Source organism: Bacillus sp. N13C7, assembly GCF_026790065.1.
In the GTDB taxonomy this organism is placed as follows: Bacteria; Bacillota; Bacilli; order Bacillales; family Bacillaceae; genus Bacillus.
On the sequence record NZ_JALAMO010000006.1, the window covers coordinates 91,127 to 114,984 of the forward strand.

Consider the following 23,858-nt stretch of genomic DNA (forward strand, 5'->3'; position numbering starts at 1 on the left):
TAAAGAATATTTAAAATAATTAGTAAATAACATGTATTTGTAAGGGTTTTCTCTAGGAGGTGCCCAAAGAACTAGAAAGGAAGGAGGCACTGGATTGAAAACGGTAACGATATCGGCTGAAGAAGCAAAGGAACTCGTTTTGGAAAAGTTGACTGATGCACGTTTGAATGAACAAGACGCTGAAAAAGTGGCAGATGTGCTCGTGCACGCCGATTTACGCAGCGTACATTCTCATGGGGTGCTGCGAACAGAGCACTATGTGAACAGGCTAAGGGCAGGAGGGATCAACCCTGAAGCGCATCCTGCCTTTAAAGAGACGGGACCCGTGACAGGAGTGCTGGATGGTGATGACGGTTTCGGCCATGTGATTTGTGATATGGCAATGGACCGTGCAATTGACATGGCAAAGAAAAACGGTGTCGGCATGGTGACGGCCGTAAACAGCAGCCATTGTGGAGCGTTAAGCTATTTTGTGCAAAAAGCGGCTGATGAAAAGCTGATCGGAATAGCAATGACACATACGGACAGTATCGTTGTCCCGTTTGGCGGGAGGACTCCCTTTTTAGGGACAAATCCGATTGCTTACGGTGTTCCGGCTAAGCAAAAAAAACCGTTTATCCTAGATATGGCGACATCGAAAGTGGCTTTTGGGAAGATTTTGCAAGCACGTGAAGAGGGCAAAGACATACCTGAAGGATGGGGAGTCGATGAAAACGGAGAAGCAGTAACTGATCCTGACAAGGTCGTTTCACTTTCAACATTCGGCGGCCCGAAAGGCTATGGACTATCGATTGTCGTGGATGTGTTTTCCGGATTGCTGGCGGGCGCGGCTTTTGGCCCTCACATTGCCAAAATGTACAGCGGCCTTGATCAAAAAAGAAGGCTGGGGCATTACGTTTGCGCGATCAATCCGTCCTTTTTTACCGATCAGGATGCATTTTTAGAGCAGATGGATGCCATGCTCGATGAACTGCAGGCGTCCCCTCCGGCTGTTGGAGTCGAGAGAGTGTATGTGCCTGGCGAGATCGAGCAGCTGCATGAAGAAAGAAATAAAATCCACGGAATATCAATTGCTCGGAGCGTGTATGAATTCTTAAAAAGCAGGTGAGTAAAATGAAAGCGGTTCAAGTGCGAAAAGCGTATGATCTGGTGACAGCGGAGATGAAGAAGCCGGTTCTTTCAAAGGATGATGAAGTGCTCGTCAAAGTCAAGCGGGTCGGCATTTGCGGGTCAGACATGCACATTTATCATGGCACGAATCCGCTCGCCACCCTCCCGAGAGTCATCGGACACGAGGTAACGGGACAAGTGGAGGAAGTTGGGGCGAATGTGCGCAGCCTAAAAGCTGGTGACCACGTGGTCATTGAGCCGATTTCTTATTGCGGAACGTGTTACGCCTGCCGCAAAGGGCGGCCGAATGTTTGCGCAAAGCTTTCTGTATTTGGCGTACATGAAGACGGCGGCATGCGGGAATATATTGTGCTTCCGGAAAGACAGCTTCACGCAGTATCAAAGGACTTGCCTTGGGAGGAGGCGGTCATGGCTGAGCCTTACACGATAGGGGCACAGGCAGTGTGGAGGGGCCAGGTGGAAAAAGGTGATACCGTCCTGATCCAAGGAGCGGGACCTATCGGGATCTGTGTGTTAAAAATGGCAAAGCTGGCGGGCGCTCTCGTCATGATGACTGACTTGAACAACGAGCGGCTGGCATTTGCGAAAGAAAACGGTGCTGACGCTATTGTAAATGCCCAAACAGAACATGTTGCTGAGCGGGTCCGTGAATGGACTGGGAATGAAGGAGCCAATGTGGTCATTGATGCGGTTTGCCTGCCGGCGACTTTTGCGCTTTCAGTTGAGGTCGTTTCTCCGGCGGGACATGTGGTTGTGCTTGGATTTGATGAAAGAGCGGCACAGATTTCTCAGCTGCCGATTACAAAAAAAGAAGTCACGATAACGGGATCGAGATTGCAGACCAATCAGTTTCCAAAAGTGGTTGAGCTTTTGAATGAAGGCCGGTTAGCGCATAACGGGCTGGTGACCCATACCTTTTCAGTTGCTGACGTTCATCACGCATTTCAGTTTATCAAGGAGCACCCAGATCAGGTGCGGAAAGCTGTCATCACGTTTGATTAATGGACTGATTCCGGAGGTGTAAACATGAATATAACATTCAGATGGTATGGCCGAGGCAACGATACTGTCACGCTTGAACACATAAAGCAGATTCCCGGAGTCAAAGGCATCGTCTGGGCTCTCCATCAAAAGCCTGTCGGCGGCGTGTGGGAAGAAGAAGAAATCAAAGCCGAGACCGAATATATCCAATCCTATGGTTTTCATGCAGAAGTTGTAGAAAGCGTGAATGTTCATGAAGCGATTAAACTCGGAAACGAAGAGCGCGGCCGGTATATTGAAAACTACAAACAAACGATCCGCAATCTTGCCAAATTTGGCGTGAAAGTGATCTGCTACAATTTTATGCCGGTTTTTGACTGGACACGCACGGACATGTTCCGGCCGCTGGAAGATGGGTCAACTGCTTTGTTTTTTGAAAAGGCAAAGGTAGAAAGCCTTGAGCCCCAAGAGCTGATTCAGACGGTGGAGGAAGCATCTGACATGACACTGCCGGGGTGGGAGCCAGAAAAACTGGCTCGAATCAAAGAGCTGTTTGCAGCCTACAGAACGGTCGATGAGGAACAGCTATGGGACAATTTATCATTCTTTTTGCAAGAAGTCCTTCCTGTTGCTGAGGCGCATGGCGTACAAATGGCCATTCATCCGGATGACCCGCCATGGCCGATCTTAGGACTGCCGCGCATTATCACAGGGGAGGCAAGCTATAAGAAGCTGCGGGCGATATCAGATTCACCGTCTAATTGCATCACCCTTTGTACAGGTTCAATGGGAGCCAATCCCGCAAACGACATGGTGGAGATCGCTAAGACGTATGCAGGCATTGCTCCATTTTCACATATTCGGAATGTAAAAATTTTTGAGAATGGCAATTTTATTGAAACATCTCATCTGACGAAAGACGGTTCGATCAACATTCAAGGCGTGATGGAAGAACTGCATAAGCAGGATTACAAAGGATATGTCAGACCGGATCACGGGCGCCATCTTTGGGGCGAGCAATGCCGGCCGGGTTATGGCTTATACGATCGGGCCCTTGGCATCATGTACTTGAACGGACTGTGGGACGCATATGAAGCAATGGCCAAAAAAGAGGTGGAAGTATGATCCAGATGCATGAGAACTTGGCTGGTAAAACGGCTGTCATCACTGGCGGCAGCGGGGTGCTTTGCTCTGCAATGGCCCGAGAGCTTGCCCGTCATGGCATGAAGGTGGCGATATTGAATCGGACGGCTGAAAAGGGCCAAGCGGTCGTGAAGGAGATTACAGAGGCTGGCGGCACAGCATGCTCTGTTACTGCGGATGTGCTGGACAGGATGTCACTGGTACAGGCAAAGGAGGACGTCCTCAGCCGGCTTGGCTCTGTCGACCTGTTAATTAACGGGGCTGGCGGCAATCATCCTGCCGCGATAACCGATGTGGAGACATATGAAGAAGCGGGAGCAGGCCAATCCTTTTTTGATATGGATGAGGAGGGCTTTTCAACTGTATTCTCCACCAACTTCACCGGAGCGTTTTTGGCCTCTCAAGTGTTTGGAAAAGAGCTGCTGAAGGCGGATTCACCGGCGATTATCAATCTTTCTTCCATGAGTGCTTATTCACCCATGACGAAGGTTCCGGCGTACAGTGCCGCCAAAGCATCCATTAATAATTTTACGATGTGGATGGCCGTTCATTTTGCCGAAACCGGGCTGCGGGTCAATGCCATTGCCCCAGGCTTTTTTCTGACAAAACAAAATCATGATTTGCTGATCAATCAAGACGGAACCTTAACCAGCCGATCTCACAAAATTATTGCGGGAACACCGATGAAGCGCTTTGGAAAACCGGAGGACTTGCTCGGCACGCTGCTTTGGCTTGCGGATGAATCCTATTCCGGTTTTATCACCGGGATCACCGTTCCTGTCGATGGAGGATTTATGGCTTATTCAGGCGTATAACGAAATCGGAGCAACAGAAACTGAACCAACATAGGGGTGAGGTTGAGATGTTTTCAAAAGATAAGCTTCCCATTATCCTTTTTTTGTTCCTGGCAGGAGTGATTAATTACCTGGATCGCTCGGCGCTTTCCATTGCAGCTCCTTTTATTCAGGATGATCTCATATTGTCTGCTACGCAAATGGGCTTGATTTTCAGCAGTTTTTCGATTGGCTATGCCATTTTTAATTTTCTTGGGGGAGTGGCATCTGACCGCTATGGGGCAAAGCTGACCCTGTTTGTCGCCATGGTCGTTTGGTCGCTATTCAGCGGAGCAGTCGCCCTTGCCTTTGGTTTTGTCAGCCTTCTGATTATACGCATCCTCTTCGGAATGGGAGAAGGCCCGCTTTCTGCGACCATCAACAAGATGGTGAATAACTGGTTTCCGCCAACCCAGCGGGCGTCCGTTGTCGGTGTGACCAACAGCGGAACGCCGCTCGGGGGAGCCATTTCCGGCCCGATCGTCGGCATGATCGCAGTCGCGTTCAGCTGGAAGGTATCCTTCGTTCTCATTATGATTATTGGATTAATATGGGCAGTGCTCTGGTTCAAGTTTGTCAAAGAAAAGCCCCCTGAGGCGATGAGGGAAGCACCGGCGATAAGAGCAGAAACGTCTCCCGGAGAAAAAATTCCGCTCACCTTTTATCTGAAGCAAAAAACGGTTTTATTCACGGCGTTTGCTTTTTTCGCCTACAATTATATTCTTTTCTTCTTTTTGACGTGGTTTCCGAGCTACCTTGTTGAAGAACGTGGATTAAGTGTTGAATCGATGAGTGTCATCACGGTCATTCCGTGGATTTTAGGCTTTATCGGGCTCGCAGCCGGGGGGTTTGTTTCTGACTATGTGTACAAAAAAACGGCCCGAAAAGGTGTGCTGTTCTCGCGCAAGGTAGTGCTCGTCACGTGTTTGTTTTCATCTGCGGTTTTGATTGGTTTCGCCGGGCTTGTGGCAACGACGGCAGGCGCTGTTACCCTTGTCGCTCTGTCCGTGTTCTTTCTTTATTTGACCGGCGCTATCTACTGGGCTGTCATTCAAGATGTAGTGGATCAAAACAATGTCGGTTCTGTAGGCGGCTTCATGCATTTCCTCGCCAATACGGCAGGAATTATCGGGCCGGCGTTAACCGGGTTTATTGTTGATCAGACGGGTACGTTTTCTGGAGCATTTTTGCTTGCAGGAGGGTTAGCTGTCTTTGCTTCACTTGCTGTTATTCGTTTTGTCCGTCCAATCATCGGCAAACCAGCAGGAACTGAAGCGGAGGATTCCGTGTCTTATTAATCTGGAAATAGAGTGGGAGAGAGGTATGTTTGATGATACAATATACAGTAAATAATCGCAGCCGGTATGATAAGGAAGGAAAATAGATGGTAACCATAAAAGATATCGCAAAACTCGCAAACGTATCCCACACAACCGTTTCCAGAGCACTCAACAACAGCCCTTACATCAAAGAACACACGAAGAAAAAAATACTGGAGCTCGCAGCACAGCTCAACTATACACCGAATGTAAATGCAAAAAGCCTGGCGATGCAAAAGTCACATACGATCGGGCTTTTCTTTACAAGTATCACAAACGGAACCTCACATAGCTTTTTTGCTGACACGATCAAAGGCGTCAATCAAGCCATAAGTGAGGATTACAATCTCTATGTACGCGGCATCGATGATCTGAAAAACTATGACTCCGTTACGCCGATGAGATATGACGGCATCATTTTAATGAGCCAAAGTGACATTGATAATTCTTTTATTTATCATATTCGGGAAAAAAACATCCCGCTCGTCGTGCTGAATCGCGACATTGATGACCGCAGCATCACGAATATTTTGTCTAATGACAAGGAAGGCTCGCAGGAAGCTGTAGAATACTTCATTAAGAACGGACATCAAGACATCGCCATCATCGAGGGAATCGAAGGCTTTAAATCCTCCCAGCAGCGAAAGGAAGGCTACTTAGCTGCACTGATTCATCATCATATTCCGATCAAACATGAATACAGTGTCAAAGGGCAATACGATATGGAAAGCGGCTTTCAAGCGATGGAGCGGCTGCTGGCGCTGCCAAATCCCCCAACCGCTGTCTTTTGCTCGAATGATGACATGGCAATCGGAGCGATGAATGCGATATTCGCCAAGGGCCTAAAGGTCCCTGATGATATTTCCGTAATTGGTTTTGATGATATTGGTTTTTCACAGTATATAACGCCGAGGCTTTCAACTGTAAAGCGCCCAGTAGAGAAAATCAGTGTACTTGGAGCGCAAAAACTATTGTCGCTGATCAGCGAGCCGGAAACAAAAGCAGAAAAAATTTTCGAAAATACAGAGTTCATGGTTCGTGATTCAGTGAGGCAATTGTCAACGTGATGCCCCGTTTTTCAGCGGGCATTCTTTCTGCGGAAAAATGTTAACGTGTGCATAAAGGAGAGGGAGGCAATGAAGGTGCAGAAGCTGAATAAAAACATGTACGATCACTATACACAGTATCCGGAAAAAATTCTCCAATTCGGTGAAGGGAACTTTCTTCGAGGCTTTGTCGACTGGCAGATTGATCAATTGAATCAACACACTGATTTTAATGGAAGCGTCGCAGTTGTACAGCCAAGGGGGTCAGAAAAAATCAAAAGATTAAACGATCAAGATGGCTTATACACACTTTTTTTACAGGGAATGAAAGATGGAGAAGCGGTAAACGAGCATATGATTATCAACTCAATCAGCCGTGGAATTGATCTGTTTTCTGATTATGAAGCTTACAAAAAGTTGGCTGCGAGCGAAGAGCTGCGGTTGATCATTTCCAACACCACTGAGGCTGGTATCGTATGTGATGAAAAAGACCGTTTAGAGGATAGGCCGCAAAAAACATTCCCTGGGAAATTAACTGCATTTCTATACTTTCGCTATCAGGCCTTTAAAGGAAATCAGACTAAAGGCTGTGTCTTGATCCCATGTGAGCTGATCGAGAATAATGGCGAAAAGCTGAAGGAAACCATTCTTCATTATGCAAAGCTGTGGAAGCTGGAAGAAGGATTTACACAGTGGATCCATGAGGCCAACACGTTTTGTAATAGTTTAGTAGATCGCATTGTCCCGGGTTTTCCTGTAGACAGCATTGATGAGATCACGGCTGATCTGGGCTATCAGGATGATTTGATTGTTGTAGGAGAGCAATTTTATTTATGGGTTATCGAGGGGCCGGATTGGATTGGAAAAGAACTGCCCTTTGCGGCTGCCGGGCTCCATACAAAGATCGTAAGCGACCTCACCCCTTATCGGACAAAAAAAGTGAGGATTTTAAATGGCGCTCATACAGCAATGACACCAGTAGCTTTATTATACGGCTTAAAAACTGTGCGGGACGCTGTCGAGCATCCGGAAGTGGGGCGGTTTATCAGAGAGATGATTCATGACGAAATTCTTCCTGTTTTAAAAATGGAAGGGCTTTCTGAATATGCTGAGGATGTGCTGAATCGTTTCAAAAACCCGTATATTAAGCATTACCTGGAAAGCATAGCATTGAACTCCGTTTCCAAATTCAAAGCGAGAAACCTGCCGACTATTCAGGAATATGTTGAACAGAAGGGACAGCTTCCTGAACGCTTGGTGTTTTCGTTCAGCGCTTTGCTGTATTTTTATCAGGGAAACGAGAAATTGCAGGATGATCCTGATGTTTTTCAATTTTTCAAAGCTGTGTGGCATCAGGAGAATGGAGACTTGCTTTGTATTGCATCAAGAGTGTTAGGTGAACGGCGGCTGTGGGGGGCAGATCTCAACAAGATACCGAGGCTGACCGAGAGAGTTGCTGATTACTTGAATCATATTCATGAACTTGGCATGCAGCGGGCTTTTGAACAATGCTGCACACAAAGGGGAGAGGTACGATGAAGTCATGTATAAAGATTCATAAACAAGATAATGTCCTTCTTGCGCTTCGGGATATCCAAAAGGGAGAGCGGCTGAATGCTGACGGCGTGTCGATTGAAGTCAGAGATAATATAAAAAGAGGCCACAAGATTGCGCTGCAGCCGATCAAAGAAAACGACAGCATTATTAAATACGGGTTTCCAATCGGGCGTGCGACACAAGATATCTCGATCGGAGAGCATATTCATGTCCATAATACGAAAACAAATCTGTCTGATATCCAAACATACAGCTATACTCCGAGATTTGCAGAGAATCCATATTCAAATGAGAACCGGACGTTTAAAGGATTCAGAAGAGAAAACGGAAATGCCGGTGTGCGAAATGAATTATGGATTGTGCCAACTGTCGGCTGCGTCAATGGGATAGCTGAAAAAATGCTCCAGCGTTTTGTCAGAGAAACGGGGGATATTGCTCCATTCGATAACGTGCTCGTGTTAAAACACCAATACGGATGCTCGCAGCTTGGCGACGATCATGAAAATACGAAGCAAATCCTGCTGAATGCCATCCGCCATCCAAATGCCGGCGGCGTTTTGGTGTTAGGGCTTGGGTGCGAGAACAACGAGCTGGCAGGAATGAAGGAAGCACTGCAAGATGTGAACCTGAATCGGGTGAAATTTCTCGAATCCCAGTCGGTAACCGACGAAATGGAGGCAGGTGTTGCTTTGCTGAAGGAAATTCATGAAGCGGCAAAAGGCGATAGAAGAGAAGACATTCCGCTGTCCGAACTGAAGATCGGGCTGAAATGCGGAGGTTCGGACGGTTTTTCCGGCATAACGGCAAACCCGCTGCTTGGCCGTTTTTCAGACTATATCATTGCACAGGGAGGGAGCACGGTGCTGACGGAAGTTCCGGAAATGTTCGGTGCGGAAACCATCCTGATGCAGCGGGCTGCCAATGAAGAAGTGTTTCATAAGATTGTCCATTTAATCAATGATTTCAAACAATATTTTATCAAACATGATCAGCCGGTGTACGAAAATCCTTCGCCGGGCAACAAGGCAGGCGGCATTTCTACACTCGAGGATAAATCGCTGGGATGCACGCAAAAAGCGGGGATTTCACCTGTCGCGGATGTCTTGAAATACGGCGAAACGCTCAAGACAAACGGGCTGACGCTTTTGAGCGCGCCGGGCAATGACTTGATTGCTTCCTCCGCATTGGCGGCGGCCGGCTGTCAAATTGTTCTGTTTACAACGGGGAGAGGCACGCCGTTCGGCACCTTTGTCCCGACGGTGAAGGTAGCGACAAACACCCAGCTGTATGAGGCGAAGCCGCATTGGATTGATTTTAACGCAGGCCTTTTAGCGGAGGATGATGTTCATGAGGAATATGTGCTGCGAGAGTTTATCCAATATATGATTGAGGTGGCAAGCGGTCAGCTTGTAAACCATGAAAAGAATGATTTCAGAGAACTTGCCATTTTTAAATCGGGTGTAACGCTATAAAGAGAACAGGCTATCCTCCAAGAGGATAGCCTTCTTCATTAGATCAGTTTTAAGCCGCTGATTAAAATGATGGACGCCATAATAAATTGCAGCGGACGCGGGGAGAATCGAGGCGAGAGATGGCTTCCGATCAGCACGCCTGGAATTGAACCGAGCAGCAGATTAGCTGCCAGCATGTAATCCACGCTTCCGAAGCTTGCGTTCAAAATGCCTGCTGCTGTAACAAGAAGAAAAGCATGCGCGATATCGGTTCCGACAATCTGTGACGCTTTCATGTTAAATAAGTAAATCATAGCAATGGCAAATAATGATCCTGAACCAATTGATGTTAATCCGACGATAAATCCAAACACAACACCAATAAGAATCGTCAGCGCCCGCTTGTTTTCAAGCGGCATCAGCTGCCAGCGGTTCGGGCGAAGTTTTCGATCCAAAAACAAGCGGACGATGATTGAAATGGCAACCAGTGTTAACACATAGCCAAGAGCGTGCTTAATAATTTCTTCCTGATGCTGATGAAAGGCGGGGAACAAATGCAGTATGCCAATGGCCAGCGATGCACTCGGAATACTGCCAATGGCTAAGTATTTGACCAATTTAAAGTTAATCGTTTTCTGCCGCCAATGGGAGGCAACGCCAAACAGCTTTGTGATCGAGTTATATACAAGATCCGTCCCGACCGCGATGGAAGGATTAATTCCAAGCACAATTAAAAGAGGAGTCAATAAGGCAGCCCCGCCCACTCCCGTCAATCCGACTAAGGCTCCGACAAACAAACCCATCAATATGATGCTTACACTCATGATAAAGGCCTCCTGAAAACCCGACTATTTTTATCAGATTATATATGATTAGGTCATGTTAATCAATTAAATGTTTTGAATTTTTGTACGTTAGCTGCTTGAAATTTTGGTATGCTCAATATCTCTATTCATTTGCCCTATAATGAGTGTCTGGACGAAATCCAGAAGTGAGGCGGAGGCAAAAAAAAGATACCTTTTAACAGGTATCTTTTTTTCCTTTACATTACATGCGCTGCTGATAGAATGGAAGCTCCGTGTGGCCCATTTCCCGCACATAAACGAACAGGTTGCCTTTATGGTGAATTTCATGCTCCATTGCAAGCTGAAGCAGTGCGCTGCCTGTGACTTTTCTGCCGAAAACGGCTGTCAGGTCAATTTCTCTGTCCAGCTGCTCTTCAGTCAGCTGTTCAAGGATAGCGACCGTTTTGTCTGTATATGTTTTTGCCAGAACATTGAGATCTGTTTCTGTTTCTTCCTGCTTGTTTTGAAAAGGTGAGGCATTGCCTTCTTTAATGACATTTGCGAACAAGTGGAAAGACGTAAGAATGTGTTTGACCAGCTCTTCTGCTGACATTGATGTTTCTGCCGGTTTGTAGCTGTAATTTTCTTTGCTAATTTTTTCAGCCAGCTCATTGGTCACGTTTCGATGGGATAAAAAATGGCTGACAATTTGATTGGATTGGCTCATTATGATCTCCTCCATATGTAAAAATGAATGGTGCAATGAAATCCTATATCAACGGTTATCAATTCACAAGCAATATGCTGTGGGATGAAACAAAAAGCGATGTCAATCGTATATATAACGTTCACAAAAGTTCAAGAAATGGAGATTTAACATGACAAACATACCTTTCATTTATCAGTACGAAGAAAAAGAGAATGAAAGAGCTGCGGCGGGCTACGGCACTTTCGGTTATCTTATTACACGAATTGAAGAGGCGCTTTATGATCAATATGGCGTTTTCTATGAGCTTTATTCGAGTGATGACCCGAACACTGAGTACTGGGAGCTTCTTGAAGAAGATGTCCGCAGCGGTTCATTGGAGACTGAGCATGTGGCTTATATATTTGAAAAGCTTGAAAAGAAAACCTTTGCTTACGATGAAGATGAAAAAGAACCGGATTATACCGTTCATCAATCTATAAGAAACAGCGTATATGCATATCCTGAAAAGGGTGTTGCTTTTGCCAGAATTCCATATTTTCAAGATGGGAGCATTATGAGCTTCGATTGCCTGTTTGCGGTTAATGATGAAAAAATGCGTGCATTCCTAGAGGACGTCAGGCCGCGCCTTTGGGAAAAAAGCAAGCGGAAAGTGACCGTCTTTACGGATGGGGACGGCGGAACTTCAAAAGAACAGGAAGCGATCGTCAGAGAGGTTCAACGAAATCAGGTGATTATGAGCCCAGTGTTGAAAAAAGAAATATACCGTTCAATTGATCAATTTTTTCATAGTGATAAAACGTTTTATCAAACGTATAACATCCCTTACAAGCGCGGCATCCTGTTATATGGACCTCCGGGAAATGGAAAGACAACATTAGTAAAGTCGATTGCAGGCAGTATCGATGCACCTGTTGCCTATTGGCAAATAACAGAATTTACGTCAAGCGAGACAATAGAAGAAGTCTTTCAGTCAGCGAGACGCCTCGCTCCTGCAGTTTTGGTCATCGAGGATATAGATTCGATGCCGGAAGATGTGCGATCCTTTTTTCTCAATACGCTGGACGGCGCGACATCCAAAGAGGGGCTCTTTCTCATCGGCACGACAAACTATCCCGAAAAGATCGATCCGGGCTTGATGAATCGCGCAGGACGGTTTGACCGTGCCTACGAAATCGGACTTCCGGATGAAGAGCTGCGGCGGGAATATATGAAAATGAGAGGCTTTGACATCTTCCTGAATGAAGAAGAAATCAAAAGCACCGCGAAGCTTACAGAAGGCTTTTCCTTTGCACAGCTGGGAGAATTATATGTATCTTCTGCCCTTCAATGGCACCAAGAAGGGGAGCATCATATTGAAGCCATGGTAAAAGACATGACAGGAGAGCAAAGAAAAAGCCGGCACGGAAGCTGGATGGAAAGCAACAAGGTCGGTTTTCATTAAAAGAAAGCGCGGGTTTTGAAAAACCCGCGCTTTTTTGTTGCGGTTAGCCGAAATTCGACAATTGCGGTTATTTTGCGTTCTTCTTTTTCTTGTAAATATGATAAAATATGACATATCTCGGGTAACTCAAAAAGGGGGGATTAATTGAGGATGAAGCAGACGATTCCGTCCTCTTATGTCGGGCTTAAAATTAATGAATGGTATACCCATATCCGGCAGTTCCACGTTGCTGAAGCCGAACGGGTCAAGCTCGAAGTAGAAAGAGAAATCGAGGATATGGAAGAAGACCAAGATTTGCTGCTGTATTATTCTTTAATGGAGTTCAGGCACCGTGTCATGCTGGATTACATTAAGCCTTTTGGAGAGGACACGTCTCATCTGGAGTTTTCAGAATTATTAGAAGACATTGAAGGGAATCAATACAAACTGACAGGGCTTCTCGATTATTACTTTAATTTTTTTCGCGGAATGTATGAATTTAAGCAGAAAATGTTTGTCAGTGCCATGATGTATTATAAACGGGCGGAAAAGAATCTTGCCCTCGTCTCGGATGATATTGAGAAAGCCGAGTTTGCTTTTAAGATGGCCGAGATTTTTTACAATTTAAAACAAACCTATGTTTCAATGAGCTACGCCGTTCAGGCGTTAGAAACGTACCAAATGTATGAAACGTACACCGTCCGCAGAATCCAATGTGAATTCGTTATTGCAGGAAATTATGATGATATGCAGTATCCAGAAAGAGCATTGCCCCACTTAGAACTGGCTTTAGATCTTGCAAAGAAAGAAGGCAATCCCCGCCTGATCAGTTCTGCCCTGTACAATCTCGGAAATTGCTACGAGAAAATGGGGGAACTGCAAAAAGCAGCCGAATATTTTGAGAAATCTGTTTCTATTTGCAAGTCGGAAAAGTTCGATAATCTTCCGCATTCTATCTACTCTTTAACACAGGTTCTGTATAAACAAAAAAATAATGCCGAAGCGCAAAAAAAGTATCGTGAAGGATTGGAAATCGCCCGTCAATACAGTGATGAATTATTTGTGGAGCTTTTTCAATTTTTACATGCGTTATACGGAAAAAACATTGACACAGAATCAGTCTCACACACCTTTCAATTTCTTGAAGAACATATGCTGTATCCTTATATTGAAGAGCTGGCGCATGATGCTGCCCAATTCTATATTGAAAACGGACAGCCCGAAAAAGCACTTTCATTTTATGAGAAAATGGTGCACGCACAAAAACAAATCCAGAGAGGAGATTGTTTATATGAAATCTAAATGGATGTCAGGTTTGTTGCTCGTTGCGGTCGGGTTCAGCTTTACACAGGTAATGGTCCATGCAGGAGACACAGCAGCCACAGAGGATAAAACATTTCATATTGCGGCACGCAATCAAACATAATGATAACAAAAAAAAGACCCTCAGGGGTCTTTTTTTACTTCAGCTTCCATTCCTTTATGGTCAGCTCAGAAGATCCGCCTGCCACCAGCGGATCTGCATGTCCGATTTCCGCTGCCTCTTCCAGCGAACTTGCCTCGATGACGTATGCTCCGCCTGTGGCGTCGCTGAATGGCCCGAACATCTTTAAGCGCTTTTCTGCCTGTAAGCGATCCAAAAATTCATAATGTTCGGCTACATGCCCCTGCTTGAATTGATTTGTTCTTGTGGTCAGCATTAAATATGTGTTCATGCTCTTCCCCCTCCCAATGAACATCAGTTTAACACTATGATCCATATAACGGCGACAGATGAAATGAGCTTTTCGTCCTACGAATGCCACCTATTGATGAAAAAGAAAAAGGAGAGATGATAGGTGAGCATTCAAGTGAAGAAAAATTTGGTTTCTGAGGCGAAATACGCGCTGAAGTGTCCCAATCCGATGTCCGCTGAATACATTACCATTCATAACACGGCAAACGATGCGTCAGCGGCTAATGAAATCAGTTATATGATAGGGAACACCAGCTCGACAAGCTTTCATTTTGCAGTGGATGATCAAGAGGTGATTCAAGGTCTTCCGCTTAACCGAAACGCCTGGCATACCGGTGACGGCACAAATGGTACAGGAAACCGCAAATCCATCGGCGTTGAGATTTGCTACAGCAAATCGGGAGGTCCAAAGTACGAGGCGGCTGAAGCCTTGGCGATTTCATTTGTCGCACAGCTTTTGAAGGAGCGCGGCTGGGGAATCGATCGGGTGAGAAAGCATCAGGACTGGAGCGGAAAGTACTGCCCGCACCGCATTTTATCAGAGGGACGCTGGGATCAAGTGAAGGCGGCAATTGAGAAGGAACTAAACGGAGGCGTATCAACGAAAAAGGCTTCCGTCTCTTCTTCGGAGCCTGAATACCATGTGAAAAAAGGCGATACACTGTCAGGTATTGCCGCATCACACGGTGTCAGTGTGAAAACACTGCAAAGCATAAATCATATCACTGACCCGAACCGCATCATAGTCGGACAGATAATAAAGCTGCCTCAGACGGCATCTGCTTCTAAAAGCCATGCCGGGTCCTCATATCCGCTCCCATCCGGAGTGATCAAAGTAACAAGTCCTCTGACGAAAGGGACAAACGTTAAACAAGTGCAGAACGCTTTAGCTGCCCTTTATTTTTATCCTGATAAAGGAGCGAAAAATCACGGCATTGACGGCGTTTATGGCCCGAAAACAGCAAATGCAGTAAAACGTTTTCAGTCTGTCAGCGGATTAACGGCAGATGGGATTTACGGTCCGAAAACGAAGGCGAAAATGGAGAAAAAACTGTAATCAATAAACGGAAGCTGGCAGGCTTCCGTTTTCTTCTTACATACAAACTGCAGCAAGAACCTTTTGAATATCATAAATGCTCTCATCTTTTTTAAACTGTTTTGAGACAGCGGGAAGTTCCGCGCCGGAAATCCAAATTTTCAGTTCAGAGTCAAGGTCAAAGCGTCCGGCGGTCTCCACGCTGAATCTGGAAATGCTTTTGTACGGAATCGATTGAAATTCCGTTTTCTTCCCTGTGATTCCCTGCTTGTCTACAAGAATAAGCCGCTTGTCAGTAAAGACAATAATATCGCGAACCAGCTTAAATGCGGCATTGACATTCTCACCCTCTAGTAAAATATGAGCCAGTTCTTCTTTCGCCGCTGCCGTAGACAGTGTTGACGCATTGCCAAGTAATCCATCGATAAATCCCATGATATACCTCCTGGTACGTATTCTATCAAATCATACTATAAAAAGGTTTTCATTCATAGATGAGTAGAGTAAACTGGTGCTGACTGGCAAAGGAGAGCGTTCAAAATGAAAGATATGTATAAAAGCTTTGCAGCCCTTTCCGCGTCTGAATCGGAGTACCGGATTATCTATGAGGAAAAAAACGGAAGTGAATATATTGTCCTCGGACCTCATGGCGGCAGAATTGAACCTGGTGTCAGTGAGCTGGTACGGGCATTTTCCGATCAATGTTCGATTTATTTGTTTGAAGGTGTAAAGCAGCGTAATAACCGTTCCTTGCATCTGACAAGCACTTGTTTTGACGAGCCGCTGGCTGTAGAAAAAGTGAACGCCCACCATTATGCATTAGCAATTCATGGGTATCATGATCCAAAAACTCCGCATACACTGGTCGGAGGCGCCGATCGCCAGAAAGCCAAGCTTATTTGTGAGCGGCTGAATGAAGCGGGCTTCAGTGCCAAGCTCATCAATGAGAAGGACAGGCTGGCAGGTGTGCATCCGAAAAATATTGTCAATCGAACGAAAAGGGAAAAGGGTCTGCAATTGGAAATAAGCACGGCACAGCGAAAAGCATTGTTCTCTAATTTTGGCTGCCGTGATCAAAGCTACACACAAAATGATCTGTTTGATCGATATGTGGATGCCGTTAAGCTTGGTTTTTTGAACCAATGAAATTGGACCTGCACGATCAGCCTATTCCTTCATACGCTGGGGTTGTGCGAAAGTGTAGGGAGGAATGAATCATGTTTTATCATATTAAAGAGCTTCAATACCAAGCGAAGCCTGCTCATCCCGATCCTGTTTATGCGAAAAAACTTCAAGAGGTGCTGGGCGGCCAATTTGGTGAAATTAGCGTTATGATGCAGTATTTGTTTCAGGGGTTTAACTGCAGGGCGGATGCTAAGTATAAAGATTTGTTATGTGATGTGGGAACGGAAGAGATTGGGCACGTAGAAATGCTGGCTACGATGATTTCCAGGCTTGTGGACAATGCACCCGCTGATGTACAGGAGGATGCTTATAAAAGCAATCCAGCTGTTGCAGCAGTCATGTCAGGGATGAATCCTCAGCATGCTATTGTGTCCGGCTTGGGCGCGATGGCATCAGATAGTGAGGGCTATCCGTGGAATGCCAAATACATCATCTCAAGCGGAAATCTGTTGGCTGATTTTCGCGCTAACTTAAATGCGGAAGCACAAGGACGCCTTCAGGTGACACGGCTTTATGCCATGACTGATGATCCTGGGGTAAGAGATATGCTGTCATTTTTGATTGCAAGGGATACTTATCATCAAAATATGTGGTATGCGGCAATTAAAGAGCTGGAAGAAAGAGAACGGGATATTGTGGTTCCAACGACGTTCCCGCGTGAGCTCGAAAAGCAGGAAGTGTCCTATGATCTGTTTAACTTTTCCAGAGGGGATGAAAGCTCACAAGGAAGATGGGCTCATGGCGAAGCCTTTGACGGCCGGGGAGAGTTCAGGTATATTCCCGCTCCGATTGCGTTCGGGCCTGCGCCTCGTCTTAAACCGGCGCCAATGTGGGTGCATAATACAGTTCCCCCAATGTCGAAATGTTAGTTCTCTTCTGGGCTGAGGATATTTTCCTCAGCCCATATTGATCAGCTGTATTTGCCGATATGATATAACGCTTTTTCCTCAGCGACCTGCAAGTGCTGCTGCTCGCCTTCCTCGTACGCATTTGGCCGCTTGTGTGATAATAAGTAAGCGAGCCGCTTCTGAAATTGAATACCTGCTTTACGCCGTTCAAACATTTCAAGCCTTTTTTCCGCAAATTCCTTTGTTACCCGGAAAACCGCTGCAATTGTCGCGAGCGCCTGGCTTCTCCATTGCGGCAGTTCCATCTGCAACAGCATAAAGGTTGGCACACAGAAGTGGTACATAAATTGATTTGCCTGAAATTCCTGCAGTTCCCGAAAGAGCTTGTTCATCTGAAAATGATTGCCTGCATGCTTTAACACATGGCACAGTTCGTGGCCAAAATCCTCCCATTGCTCTTCCCGTGATTTTCTCTGGTTCAACACGATACTGTACATGCCGTCGTATTTGACCATCATGCTCCCCATATCCTCAAAATGAACCCAAATATCCAGATCCTTTGCGATTTTCAGCATATCAATGTGATGTGGGGAGGTGATGCCCAGCCGGCTGTACAAATTTTTCACGTATTCCTCCAGATGTGATAAGTAATCTCCCAATTGAATACTCCCTTTCGAACGTGTGTTCTTTTTTGGCGAGAAAGAAAAGCCCTTATAGGACTGGAAAGCGTGTAGAAATCTTTCCCTTTTCTTTAAAAAATAAACTCTTTTTTCTTTATATCGGTCTATTTTTTTTATGTTTTAGAGAACAGAGAACGATTTATTTATTTTTCGGTTTGCGGTTCTTCTCTTTTTCTTTTAAATACTTGATAAATTCGATGGCCTGCTGTTTGCTTTCCGGGGAGAAATCCTGCATATCGCGGTACGCAAGCTGCAAGTCGGGATCTGAGAACACGTCGTCCTCGGATGTTTTGTCTTTTCCTGTTAATAAATAATCAGTTGTTACCTGAAAGTAATCAGCCAGCTTTTGGAGTGTGTCGTAATCAGGTTCGCTTCGCCCGTTTTCATAGTGGGAATATCGTGCCCGTGACACACCGATGTGAGATGCGATTTCTTCCTGTGTCCTTTTCCCTCTGAGACTCTTCAATCTGCCGCCTATCATACTATGACCTCTCTTTTTTAACTCCCTAAGTTACTTATGATTATAGATACAATATGTATCAAAATAAAGTCATGATAAAAAAAGTATCAAAAATAACTTGATGATACGAATTGTATCGTTTATACTTGGTAACAGTTGATACGAAATGTATCAAAAAATGATCAGGAGAGTGATTACATGTATCCGATCCAAATTGTTTTTAGTGAAAATCCCATAGATCAGCGCCATCTCGGACAATCCGGCGGCACTATTTCGTTTACGGCATGCGGCCTTCCGGTATTCCATTTTGAAACGCAGGAGCAGTTTCAAACCTACATGATGTTAAAAGGAGAAACGGCATACAATGAAAACCGATAAAAGCTATCCTTTTCCTACGTATTCAGGGTTGTTGAATTCAGAACATTATGACAAAATTGGTCCAGCGCTTTGGCTGTTTCTTTGGTTCATCAGCTCAACAACAAAAGAAATTGAAAAAGACGGTGTAAGCTGGGGAATTGTGCTAGGCCATAAGCCATTAAAAGCGAGAGAAATGGCTGCTGTATTCGGTGTGAGTGAAAAAACCGTCAGAAGATGGCTGGAGCTTCTGGAAAGCCATGAATACATAAAGGCTGTCCGTGCGCCCTACGGACTGATCATTTCGGTAAAGCATTCCAAAAAATTCAGCTTCAGATCGGACAGAACTGTACACGGGGGCATAAAGGAACGGCCATTTTCGCCGCAGGCTCCGGACACAGACGTCCGATCAGATAAAGATAAAACAAACACATATACTGCTGCTGATGATGCAGTGGATCACATTGCGAAGCGGTTTAAACAATTACGGTCGGCTCAAGAAGGACGCACCGTGTATCCTTCCTCAAGAGATTATCAAGCCATCGCCCGTATTGTCGCCATCGGCGTTCCTGTGACGCAAACAATCAAATGGCTGGAGGAATGCTTTCAAGCCTTTGAAAACCGGCGGACCGCCGCTTCGGAAACAATCAAGGCCTTTCGCTACTGCTCGAAATTCATCGAGGACCGATTTTTCGCGCAGCAAGCCAAAAAGAATGCCGCAATTCAACCTGAGAGGATGGAAAGACATGAAAAAACGAACAATCGAGCAAATTTTGGACGAGCTGAGAAGAGGGAGACGTCCATTACTGGCGGACAAACCGGCCGAATCAGACGCAAGCCGGTATGATTGCCCGCGATGCAAGGATCAGGGAGGCTATCTCATCAGGCAGAACGGCATGGAAGTCTGGACGATGTGCAGCTGCATGGCAGAACGGAAGGTGAAGCGGCTGCTAGGTGCGAGTGAGATTACCCCCGCCTTCAGACAGCTGGGCTTCAAGGAATTCGGCATCGAGGGAAAGCCGCAGGCCATAAAAGACGCGTTTGAATGTGCAAAAGAATATGTGGCGGATTATGAACAAATCAAGGACAGCCGGAAAAACAGCATTGCTCTTTTAGGACAGCCGGGATCAGGGAAAACGCACCTTTTGACCGCTGCTGCCAATGAATTGATGAGAACAATCCATGTGCCGGTCATTTATTTTCCGTTCGTAGAAGGCTTTACTGATCTAAAAAATGACTTTGATCTTTTGGAAGCAAAACTGAGCCGAATGAAGCAGGCAGATGTGCTGTTCATAGATGATCTGTTCAAACCGGTTAACGGCAAACCCCGTGCCACAGATTGGCAACTAGAGCAAATGTATTCGGTACTCAACTACCGCTACTTAAACCATAAACCCATTTTGCTATCCAGTGAGCTGACGATTGAAACACTTGTCCGGGTTGATGAAGCGCTCGGTACGAGAATTTACGAAATGTGCAGCGACTACTTGGTGATTATCAAAGGGGCAGCCTACGAGCTTAACCACAGATTGGAGGGCGTCAGATAATGTGTAAGCTTTGTCAAACAAAGAAAGTCATTGTGGAACATACCGGGATTGGAACCGTTTTTCATCCGTGTCCGAATTGCCGGTCCGGCACGGATTTAACGCCGGTCATTCAAAAGCTGGAACAAATGCTGACAGCGGGAAAAGCGAGGCTGAATGTCCGTGATTAGACAGCTGACTGCCCTGGTTGCTTTGCTGTTTCGGGCAAAGCGAACCGAAAAAAACATTGAACAATGGTATCAGGATGACGGGAAGTGAAAGTGATGGCAAAAAAACAAGCTGAGAAAAGCCCTGCACCATGGCGTGCTGTCCCATGCGGGGATACGAAACCGATCTATATTTATTCAGCTTACAGTGAGGAAGAAAAAGAAAGATTCCCCTATTCAAACGGCCGGCTGATCGCCGCTGTCTTTGACCTCAGCTCTTTTTCGCAAAAAAGCAATGCCGCTTTGATGGCCGCTGCGCCTGAACTGCTGGAAGCATGCAAAGCATCTCTAGATTTTCTAAAAGGGGATTCTGTTCATTCTAAGGAACGCATCATTCAGCTATTGGAAAAAGTCAAAACAATCGCTGCACCGGGAAGGGAGGAAAAGAAACATGATCAATCCTAAAAAGCTGCCGCATATCGATTCCATCACATTGGAGAGCCAGCTGGAGGACGGAAAAATCCATGTCATTATTGTAGACGGCATCAAGCAAGAAGCATGGATCACAGAAGCGCCGGAGCACGGAAAAACACTCGTCGAAACGAGAAAGGGAGATCTTGCCCGTGTGGAATTTGAAATCGGCTTCAAATTAAATTAAAGCGAAAAAAAAGAATACGTCCAAGACGGAAAGCCTGCGGACACTGATCAACTGCACAGCATTTGTGCGTTGATTGGTGTCCGTTTTTTATTGCCAAAAATGAGGAGGATCATAGAATGCAAGACTTACTATTTGAATATAAACGCACACTCAAACAAACAAGAACACAATATAAACCGCTCGCTGAAGCAGATGAATCCGTGCTCTCTGCTGAAGAGCTGAAGGATAAAAAAATCATCAGAAATATGATTACTGATCTTGAATATGTAACAGAATGGCTTGAAAAAGGAAGACAACCCGGCATCAGACGGGCGATTGACCGTCGTGATGCCTACCAGCGGCTGATGATCAAAGATCCGAGAATCATCGAATCATTTTCCAGCACTATGATGGTTGAGCCGGACGGACAGGTATCAGAAGAAGACAGAGAGAGAATTCAAGAAGCATTAGCCCTGTTAACGGACAGAGAAAAAGAAATGTTTTTGCTGCATAAGGTAGAGTGCTTTTCTTATGAACGGATCGCTGATCTTCTCGGCGTGAAAAAATCAACTGTGCAAACGACCATCAAACGGGCGATCGCAAAGATGCAAAGACAGCAGGAAGAAATGAATCGATCGCTTGCCTGAGCTTGTCATACGTTTGCCACCTATAAGTGAATAGAGCATGACACATAAGCGGCTGGCGGGTTCAGCCGCTTTTATGAATAGACATCCATGCTGGAGGTGGCGGTGATGCCGTAGCATGAAAACACAACAGCGCGAACAAGCATTCGCAATCTATCGACAACATCAGGGAAACATCACAAATCGGGCGATCGCGGACACAATCGGCGTTTCTGCAAAAACGATCGGCATCTGGAAAAAACAAGACAAATGGAAAGAGGCTTTGTTTTCAGAAACCAGAAACGAACCAAAACAGCGCCGGATAGACAATGATGAATTAAATGAACGCCAGCGGCTGTTTTGCCTGTATTACGTCAAAAGCTTCAATGCCACACAGTCAGCAATCAAAGCGGGCTATTCTCCGGACAGCGCCCATGTGACGGGCAGCCGGCTGTTAAGGAATGAAAAGGTCGCTGCTGAAATCAGACGCATAAAAAAAGAAATGGTCAATGAAATGTTTATTGAAGCGATGGACGTGCTTCAGGTTTATATCAAGATCGCATTTGCAGATATTACGGACTATGTGACCTTCGGAAAAAAAGAGGTTCAGGCTGTCGGGAAATCGGGACCGCTGTTTGATGAAGATGATAACCCGATTATGAAGGAAATCAGCTTTGTCGATGTCAAAGATTCCGGGCTCGTTGACGGCACCATTGTGACGGAAGCAAAGCTCGGCAAAGAAGGCATCGCCATCAAGCTGGCCGATAAAATGAAGGCGCTCGAGAAACTGTCCTTATATTTTGATTTGTTTCCGGATCAATTTAAACAAAAAATTGAAAACGAGAAATTGAAGCTTGCCAAACAAAAAGCGGAGAAAACAGATGACAGCCAAGCGCCGCTTGAAATCATGATCAAACGAAAAGAGGGCAAATCATGATTGTAAAAGAAATCAACCCTCATTTCGAAGATTACGTGTTCAATTGGGAGCAGACGTACCAGTTTCTCGTCGGCGGCTACGGCTCATCCAAAAGCTATCATACCGCATTGAAAATCGTGTTAAAGCTGCTGAAGGAAAAACGGACGGCCCTTGTCATCCGCGAGGTATTCGATACCCATCGGGATTCAACGTTTGCCTTGTTCCAAGAGGTAATCGAAGAGCTCGGCCTCACAAAGGCTGTGGCATCCCTTTCTTCCCCGCTGCAGATGCGGTTTCAAAACGGCAGCCGAATCATGTTCAAAGGAATGGATAATCCGGCAAAATTAAAATCAGTTCATAACATTTCATTAATATGGATTGAAGAATGCTCAGAGGTGAAGTATGAGGGCTTTAAAGAATTAATCGGCCGTCTTCGCCACCCTGAGCTGAAGCTTCATATGATCTGCACCACCAATCCCGTCGGCACCTCCAATTGGACGTACCGGCATTTTTTTCGGGATGAACGCAATAATCGGTTCGTGCTGGATGACAGCGAGCTTTACGAAAAGCGGACGATTGTGAAGGGAGATACGTATTATCACCATTCCACTGCTAACGACAACCTCTTCCTCCCAGAAAGCTATGTGAAACAGCTTGACGGACTTAAGGAGTATGATCCTGACCTGTACCGGATTGCCCGCAAAGGCCGATTCGGCGTCAATGGGATCAGGGTGCTGCCGCAGTTCGAGGTACTCCCGCATGATCAAGTGAAAAAATGTATCGCAGCCATCAGCAAGCCAATCTTTCGCACAGGCATGGATTTTGGATTCGAGGAATCCTATAATGCCGTCGTCCGGCTTGCTGTCGATCCTGAAAAAAAATACCTCTACATTTATTGGGAGTATTATCAAAACAAAATGACAGATGACAGGACGGCTGATGAGCTGCGTGAGTTTATTGAGACACAGGAATTGATCAAAGCCGACTCGGCTGAGCCGAAAAGCATTCAATATTTCCGCCAGCAGGGCTTTCGGATGGTTGGAGCCAGAAAGTTTCCCGGCTCCAGGCTTCAATATACCAAAAAGGTAAAACGGTTCAAAAAAATCTTCTGTTCGGACCGCTGTGAAAATGTCATCTATGAGCTCAAGACACTTACGTATGCCAAAGATAAAAACGGAGCTCTGATTGAGGATGAATTCACGATTGACCCGCATACGCTTTCTGCCATTTGGTATGCGCTTGATGATTATGAGGTTGCTGATATGAAAGAGACAGCACACAAACGAATCCGGCCGAACCGAGAAAGGAGGAGGTCATAA

General features: G+C 45.6%; 29 protein-coding genes. 23 read left to right on the forward strand and 6 right to left on the reverse strand.

Translation table 11 applies throughout. The annotated features are described in order from the left end of the window. Positions 1–94: 94 nt before the first annotated feature. The 8 genes from allD (at position 95) to MOB98_RS07235 (ending at position 9,482) form a co-directional block, all read left to right on the forward strand. On the forward strand, positions 95–1,108 hold the full coding sequence (allD, locus tag MOB98_RS07200) for an ureidoglycolate dehydrogenase (RefSeq protein ID WP_268362541.1): 1,014 nt from the start codon (positions 95–97) through the stop codon (positions 1,106–1,108). A gap of 5 nt (positions 1,109–1,113) precedes the next feature. After that, complete coding sequence (locus MOB98_RS07205; protein ID WP_268362543.1) at positions 1,114–2,133, forward strand: zinc-binding alcohol dehydrogenase family protein; 1,020 nt, start codon at positions 1,114–1,116, stop codon at positions 2,131–2,133. A 24-nt stretch (positions 2,134–2,157) separates the two neighbouring features. Then, positions 2,158–3,237, forward strand: a complete 1,080-nt coding sequence (gene uxuA, locus MOB98_RS07210; protein WP_268362544.1) for a mannonate dehydratase — start codon at positions 2,158–2,160, stop codon at positions 3,235–3,237. After that, positions 3,234–4,070 carry an SDR family oxidoreductase gene (locus MOB98_RS07215; protein WP_268362546.1) on the forward strand — a complete coding sequence of 279 codons (837 nt, stop codon included), beginning with the start codon at positions 3,234–3,236 and terminating at the stop codon, positions 4,068–4,070. The genes uxuA and MOB98_RS07215 overlap by 4 nt, the downstream gene beginning before the upstream one ends. A gap of 47 nt (positions 4,071–4,117) precedes the next feature. Continuing rightward, positions 4,118–5,386, forward strand: coding sequence for an MFS transporter (locus MOB98_RS07220; protein WP_268362549.1), 1,269 nt, complete (start codon positions 4,118–4,120; stop codon positions 5,384–5,386). 86 nt (positions 5,387–5,472) lie between these two features. Then, complete coding sequence (locus MOB98_RS07225) at positions 5,473–6,474, forward strand: LacI family DNA-binding transcriptional regulator (protein ID WP_268362552.1); 1,002 nt, start codon at positions 5,473–5,475, stop codon at positions 6,472–6,474. 75 nt (positions 6,475–6,549) lie between these two features. After that, complete coding sequence (locus tag MOB98_RS07230; RefSeq protein WP_268362561.1) at positions 6,550–7,992, forward strand: tagaturonate reductase; 1,443 nt, start codon at positions 6,550–6,552, stop codon at positions 7,990–7,992. Then, positions 7,989–9,482 (forward strand): altronate dehydratase family protein, encoded by a 1,494-nt coding sequence (locus MOB98_RS07235; protein WP_268362555.1) that lies wholly within the window; start codon positions 7,989–7,991, stop codon positions 9,480–9,482. The genes MOB98_RS07230 and MOB98_RS07235 overlap by 4 nt, the downstream gene beginning before the upstream one ends. A 38-nt stretch (positions 9,483–9,520) precedes the next feature. Here the strand turns inward: MOB98_RS07235 and MOB98_RS07240 are convergent, their stop codons facing one another. Together MOB98_RS07240 and MOB98_RS07245 are read right to left on the reverse strand one after the other, a co-directional pair. Further along, a complete protein-coding gene (locus MOB98_RS07240) occupies positions 9,521–10,285 on the reverse strand; it encodes a sulfite exporter TauE/SafE family protein (protein WP_268362556.1) in 765 nt (254 codons plus the stop codon). A 223-nt stretch (positions 10,286–10,508) separates the two neighbouring features. Continuing rightward, on the reverse strand, positions 10,509–10,973 hold the full coding sequence (locus tag MOB98_RS07245) for a DinB family protein (RefSeq protein WP_268362557.1): 465 nt from the start codon (positions 10,971–10,973) through the stop codon (positions 10,509–10,511). A gap of 151 nt (positions 10,974–11,124) precedes the next feature. On the opposite strand from MOB98_RS07245, the gene yjoB reads away from it, so the two are divergent. The 3 genes from yjoB (at position 11,125) to phrA (ending at position 13,801) form a co-directional block, all read left to right on the forward strand. Next, entirely contained in the window at positions 11,125–12,396 is a 1,272-nt protein-coding gene (yjoB, locus tag MOB98_RS07250) for an ATPase YjoB (protein ID WP_268367032.1), read from the forward strand. 144 nt (positions 12,397–12,540) lie between these two features. Next, positions 12,541–13,677: a response regulator aspartate phosphatase RapA gene (gene rapA / locus MOB98_RS07255; RefSeq protein ID WP_268367033.1), complete on the forward strand. Its 1,137-nt coding sequence runs from the start codon at positions 12,541–12,543 to the stop codon at positions 13,675–13,677. Beyond that, entirely contained in the window at positions 13,667–13,801 is a 135-nt protein-coding gene (phrA, locus tag MOB98_RS07260; RefSeq protein ID WP_268362747.1) for a phosphatase RapA inhibitor PhrA, read from the forward strand. Before rapA ends, phrA begins: the two co-directional genes overlap by 11 nt. Before the next feature lie 34 nt (positions 13,802–13,835). Here the strand turns inward: phrA and MOB98_RS07265 are convergent, their stop codons facing one another. Then, the gene (locus MOB98_RS07265; protein ID WP_268362744.1) at positions 13,836–14,090 is read right to left on the reverse strand and encodes a YciI family protein; all 255 of its coding nucleotides are present in this window, start codon (positions 14,088–14,090) and stop codon (positions 13,836–13,838) included. 123 nt (positions 14,091–14,213) lie between these two features. On the opposite strand from MOB98_RS07265, the gene MOB98_RS07270 reads away from it, so the two are divergent. Next, entirely contained in the window at positions 14,214–15,167 is a 954-nt protein-coding gene (locus MOB98_RS07270) for an N-acetylmuramoyl-L-alanine amidase (RefSeq protein ID WP_268362742.1), read from the forward strand. A gap of 36 nt (positions 15,168–15,203) precedes the next feature. On the opposite strand, the gene MOB98_RS07275 is transcribed toward MOB98_RS07270, so the two are convergent. After that, a complete protein-coding gene (locus tag MOB98_RS07275; RefSeq protein ID WP_268362739.1) occupies positions 15,204–15,581 on the reverse strand; it encodes a PH domain-containing protein in 378 nt (125 codons plus the stop codon). A gap of 105 nt (positions 15,582–15,686) precedes the next feature. Here MOB98_RS07275 and MOB98_RS07280 point away from each other — a divergent pair, with 105 nt between their 5' ends. Next, positions 15,687–16,292, forward strand: a complete 606-nt coding sequence (locus tag MOB98_RS07280; RefSeq protein WP_268362737.1) for a poly-gamma-glutamate hydrolase family protein — start codon at positions 15,687–15,689, stop codon at positions 16,290–16,292. A 71-nt stretch (positions 16,293–16,363) separates the two neighbouring features. Continuing rightward, positions 16,364–17,200, forward strand: coding sequence for a manganese catalase family protein (locus MOB98_RS07285; RefSeq protein ID WP_268362736.1), 837 nt, complete (start codon positions 16,364–16,366; stop codon positions 17,198–17,200). Positions 17,201–17,241: 41 nt separating this feature from the next. Here MOB98_RS07285 and MOB98_RS07290 read toward each other — a convergent pair whose 3' ends face one another. Together MOB98_RS07290 and xre are read right to left on the reverse strand one after the other, a co-directional pair. After that, complete coding sequence (locus MOB98_RS07290) at positions 17,242–17,838, reverse strand: ImmA/IrrE family metallo-endopeptidase (protein ID WP_268362733.1); 597 nt, start codon at positions 17,836–17,838, stop codon at positions 17,242–17,244. A gap of 160 nt (positions 17,839–17,998) precedes the next feature. Then, positions 17,999–18,340 (reverse strand): HTH-type transcriptional regulator Xre, encoded by a 342-nt coding sequence (gene xre, locus MOB98_RS07295; protein WP_014476533.1) that lies wholly within the window; start codon positions 18,338–18,340, stop codon positions 17,999–18,001. Between the two features lie 177 nt (positions 18,341–18,517). Between xre and MOB98_RS07300 the strand changes: the two genes are divergently transcribed. The 9 genes from MOB98_RS07300 (at position 18,518) to MOB98_RS07340 (ending at position 23,858) form a co-directional block, all read left to right on the forward strand. After that, the gene (locus MOB98_RS07300) at positions 18,518–18,697 is read left to right on the forward strand and encodes a hypothetical protein (RefSeq protein WP_268362730.1); all 180 of its coding nucleotides are present in this window, start codon (positions 18,518–18,520) and stop codon (positions 18,695–18,697) included. Beyond that, positions 18,684–19,520: a phage portal protein gene (locus MOB98_RS07305; RefSeq protein WP_268362729.1), complete on the forward strand. Its 837-nt coding sequence runs from the start codon at positions 18,684–18,686 to the stop codon at positions 19,518–19,520. The genes MOB98_RS07300 and MOB98_RS07305 overlap by 14 nt, the downstream gene beginning before the upstream one ends. Beyond that, entirely contained in the window at positions 19,420–20,220 is an 801-nt protein-coding gene (locus tag MOB98_RS07310; protein ID WP_268362726.1) for an ATP-binding protein, read from the forward strand. Before MOB98_RS07305 ends, MOB98_RS07310 begins: the two co-directional genes overlap by 101 nt. Continuing rightward, positions 20,220–20,387, forward strand: a complete 168-nt coding sequence (locus tag MOB98_RS07315; protein ID WP_268362724.1) for a hypothetical protein — start codon at positions 20,220–20,222, stop codon at positions 20,385–20,387. The genes MOB98_RS07310 and MOB98_RS07315 overlap by 1 nt, the downstream gene beginning before the upstream one ends. An 84-nt stretch (positions 20,388–20,471) precedes the next feature. Further along, on the forward strand, positions 20,472–20,828 hold the full coding sequence (locus tag MOB98_RS07320; protein WP_268362721.1) for a phage portal protein: 357 nt from the start codon (positions 20,472–20,474) through the stop codon (positions 20,826–20,828). Next, a complete protein-coding gene (locus tag MOB98_RS07325) occupies positions 20,815–21,021 on the forward strand; it encodes an XtrA/YqaO family protein (RefSeq protein ID WP_268362719.1) in 207 nt (68 codons plus the stop codon). The genes MOB98_RS07320 and MOB98_RS07325 overlap by 14 nt, the downstream gene beginning before the upstream one ends. Positions 21,022–21,137: 116 nt before the next feature. Next, positions 21,138–21,647: a sigma-70 family RNA polymerase sigma factor gene (locus tag MOB98_RS07330; RefSeq protein ID WP_268362716.1), complete on the forward strand. Its 510-nt coding sequence runs from the start codon at positions 21,138–21,140 to the stop codon at positions 21,645–21,647. Between the two features lie 115 nt (positions 21,648–21,762). Beyond that, positions 21,763–22,560, forward strand: coding sequence for a phage terminase small subunit (gene xtmA, locus MOB98_RS07335; RefSeq protein ID WP_268362714.1), 798 nt, complete (start codon positions 21,763–21,765; stop codon positions 22,558–22,560). Then, positions 22,557–23,858, forward strand: a complete 1,302-nt coding sequence (locus MOB98_RS07340; RefSeq protein ID WP_268367034.1) for a PBSX family phage terminase large subunit — start codon at positions 22,557–22,559, stop codon at positions 23,856–23,858. The genes xtmA and MOB98_RS07340 overlap by 4 nt, the downstream gene beginning before the upstream one ends.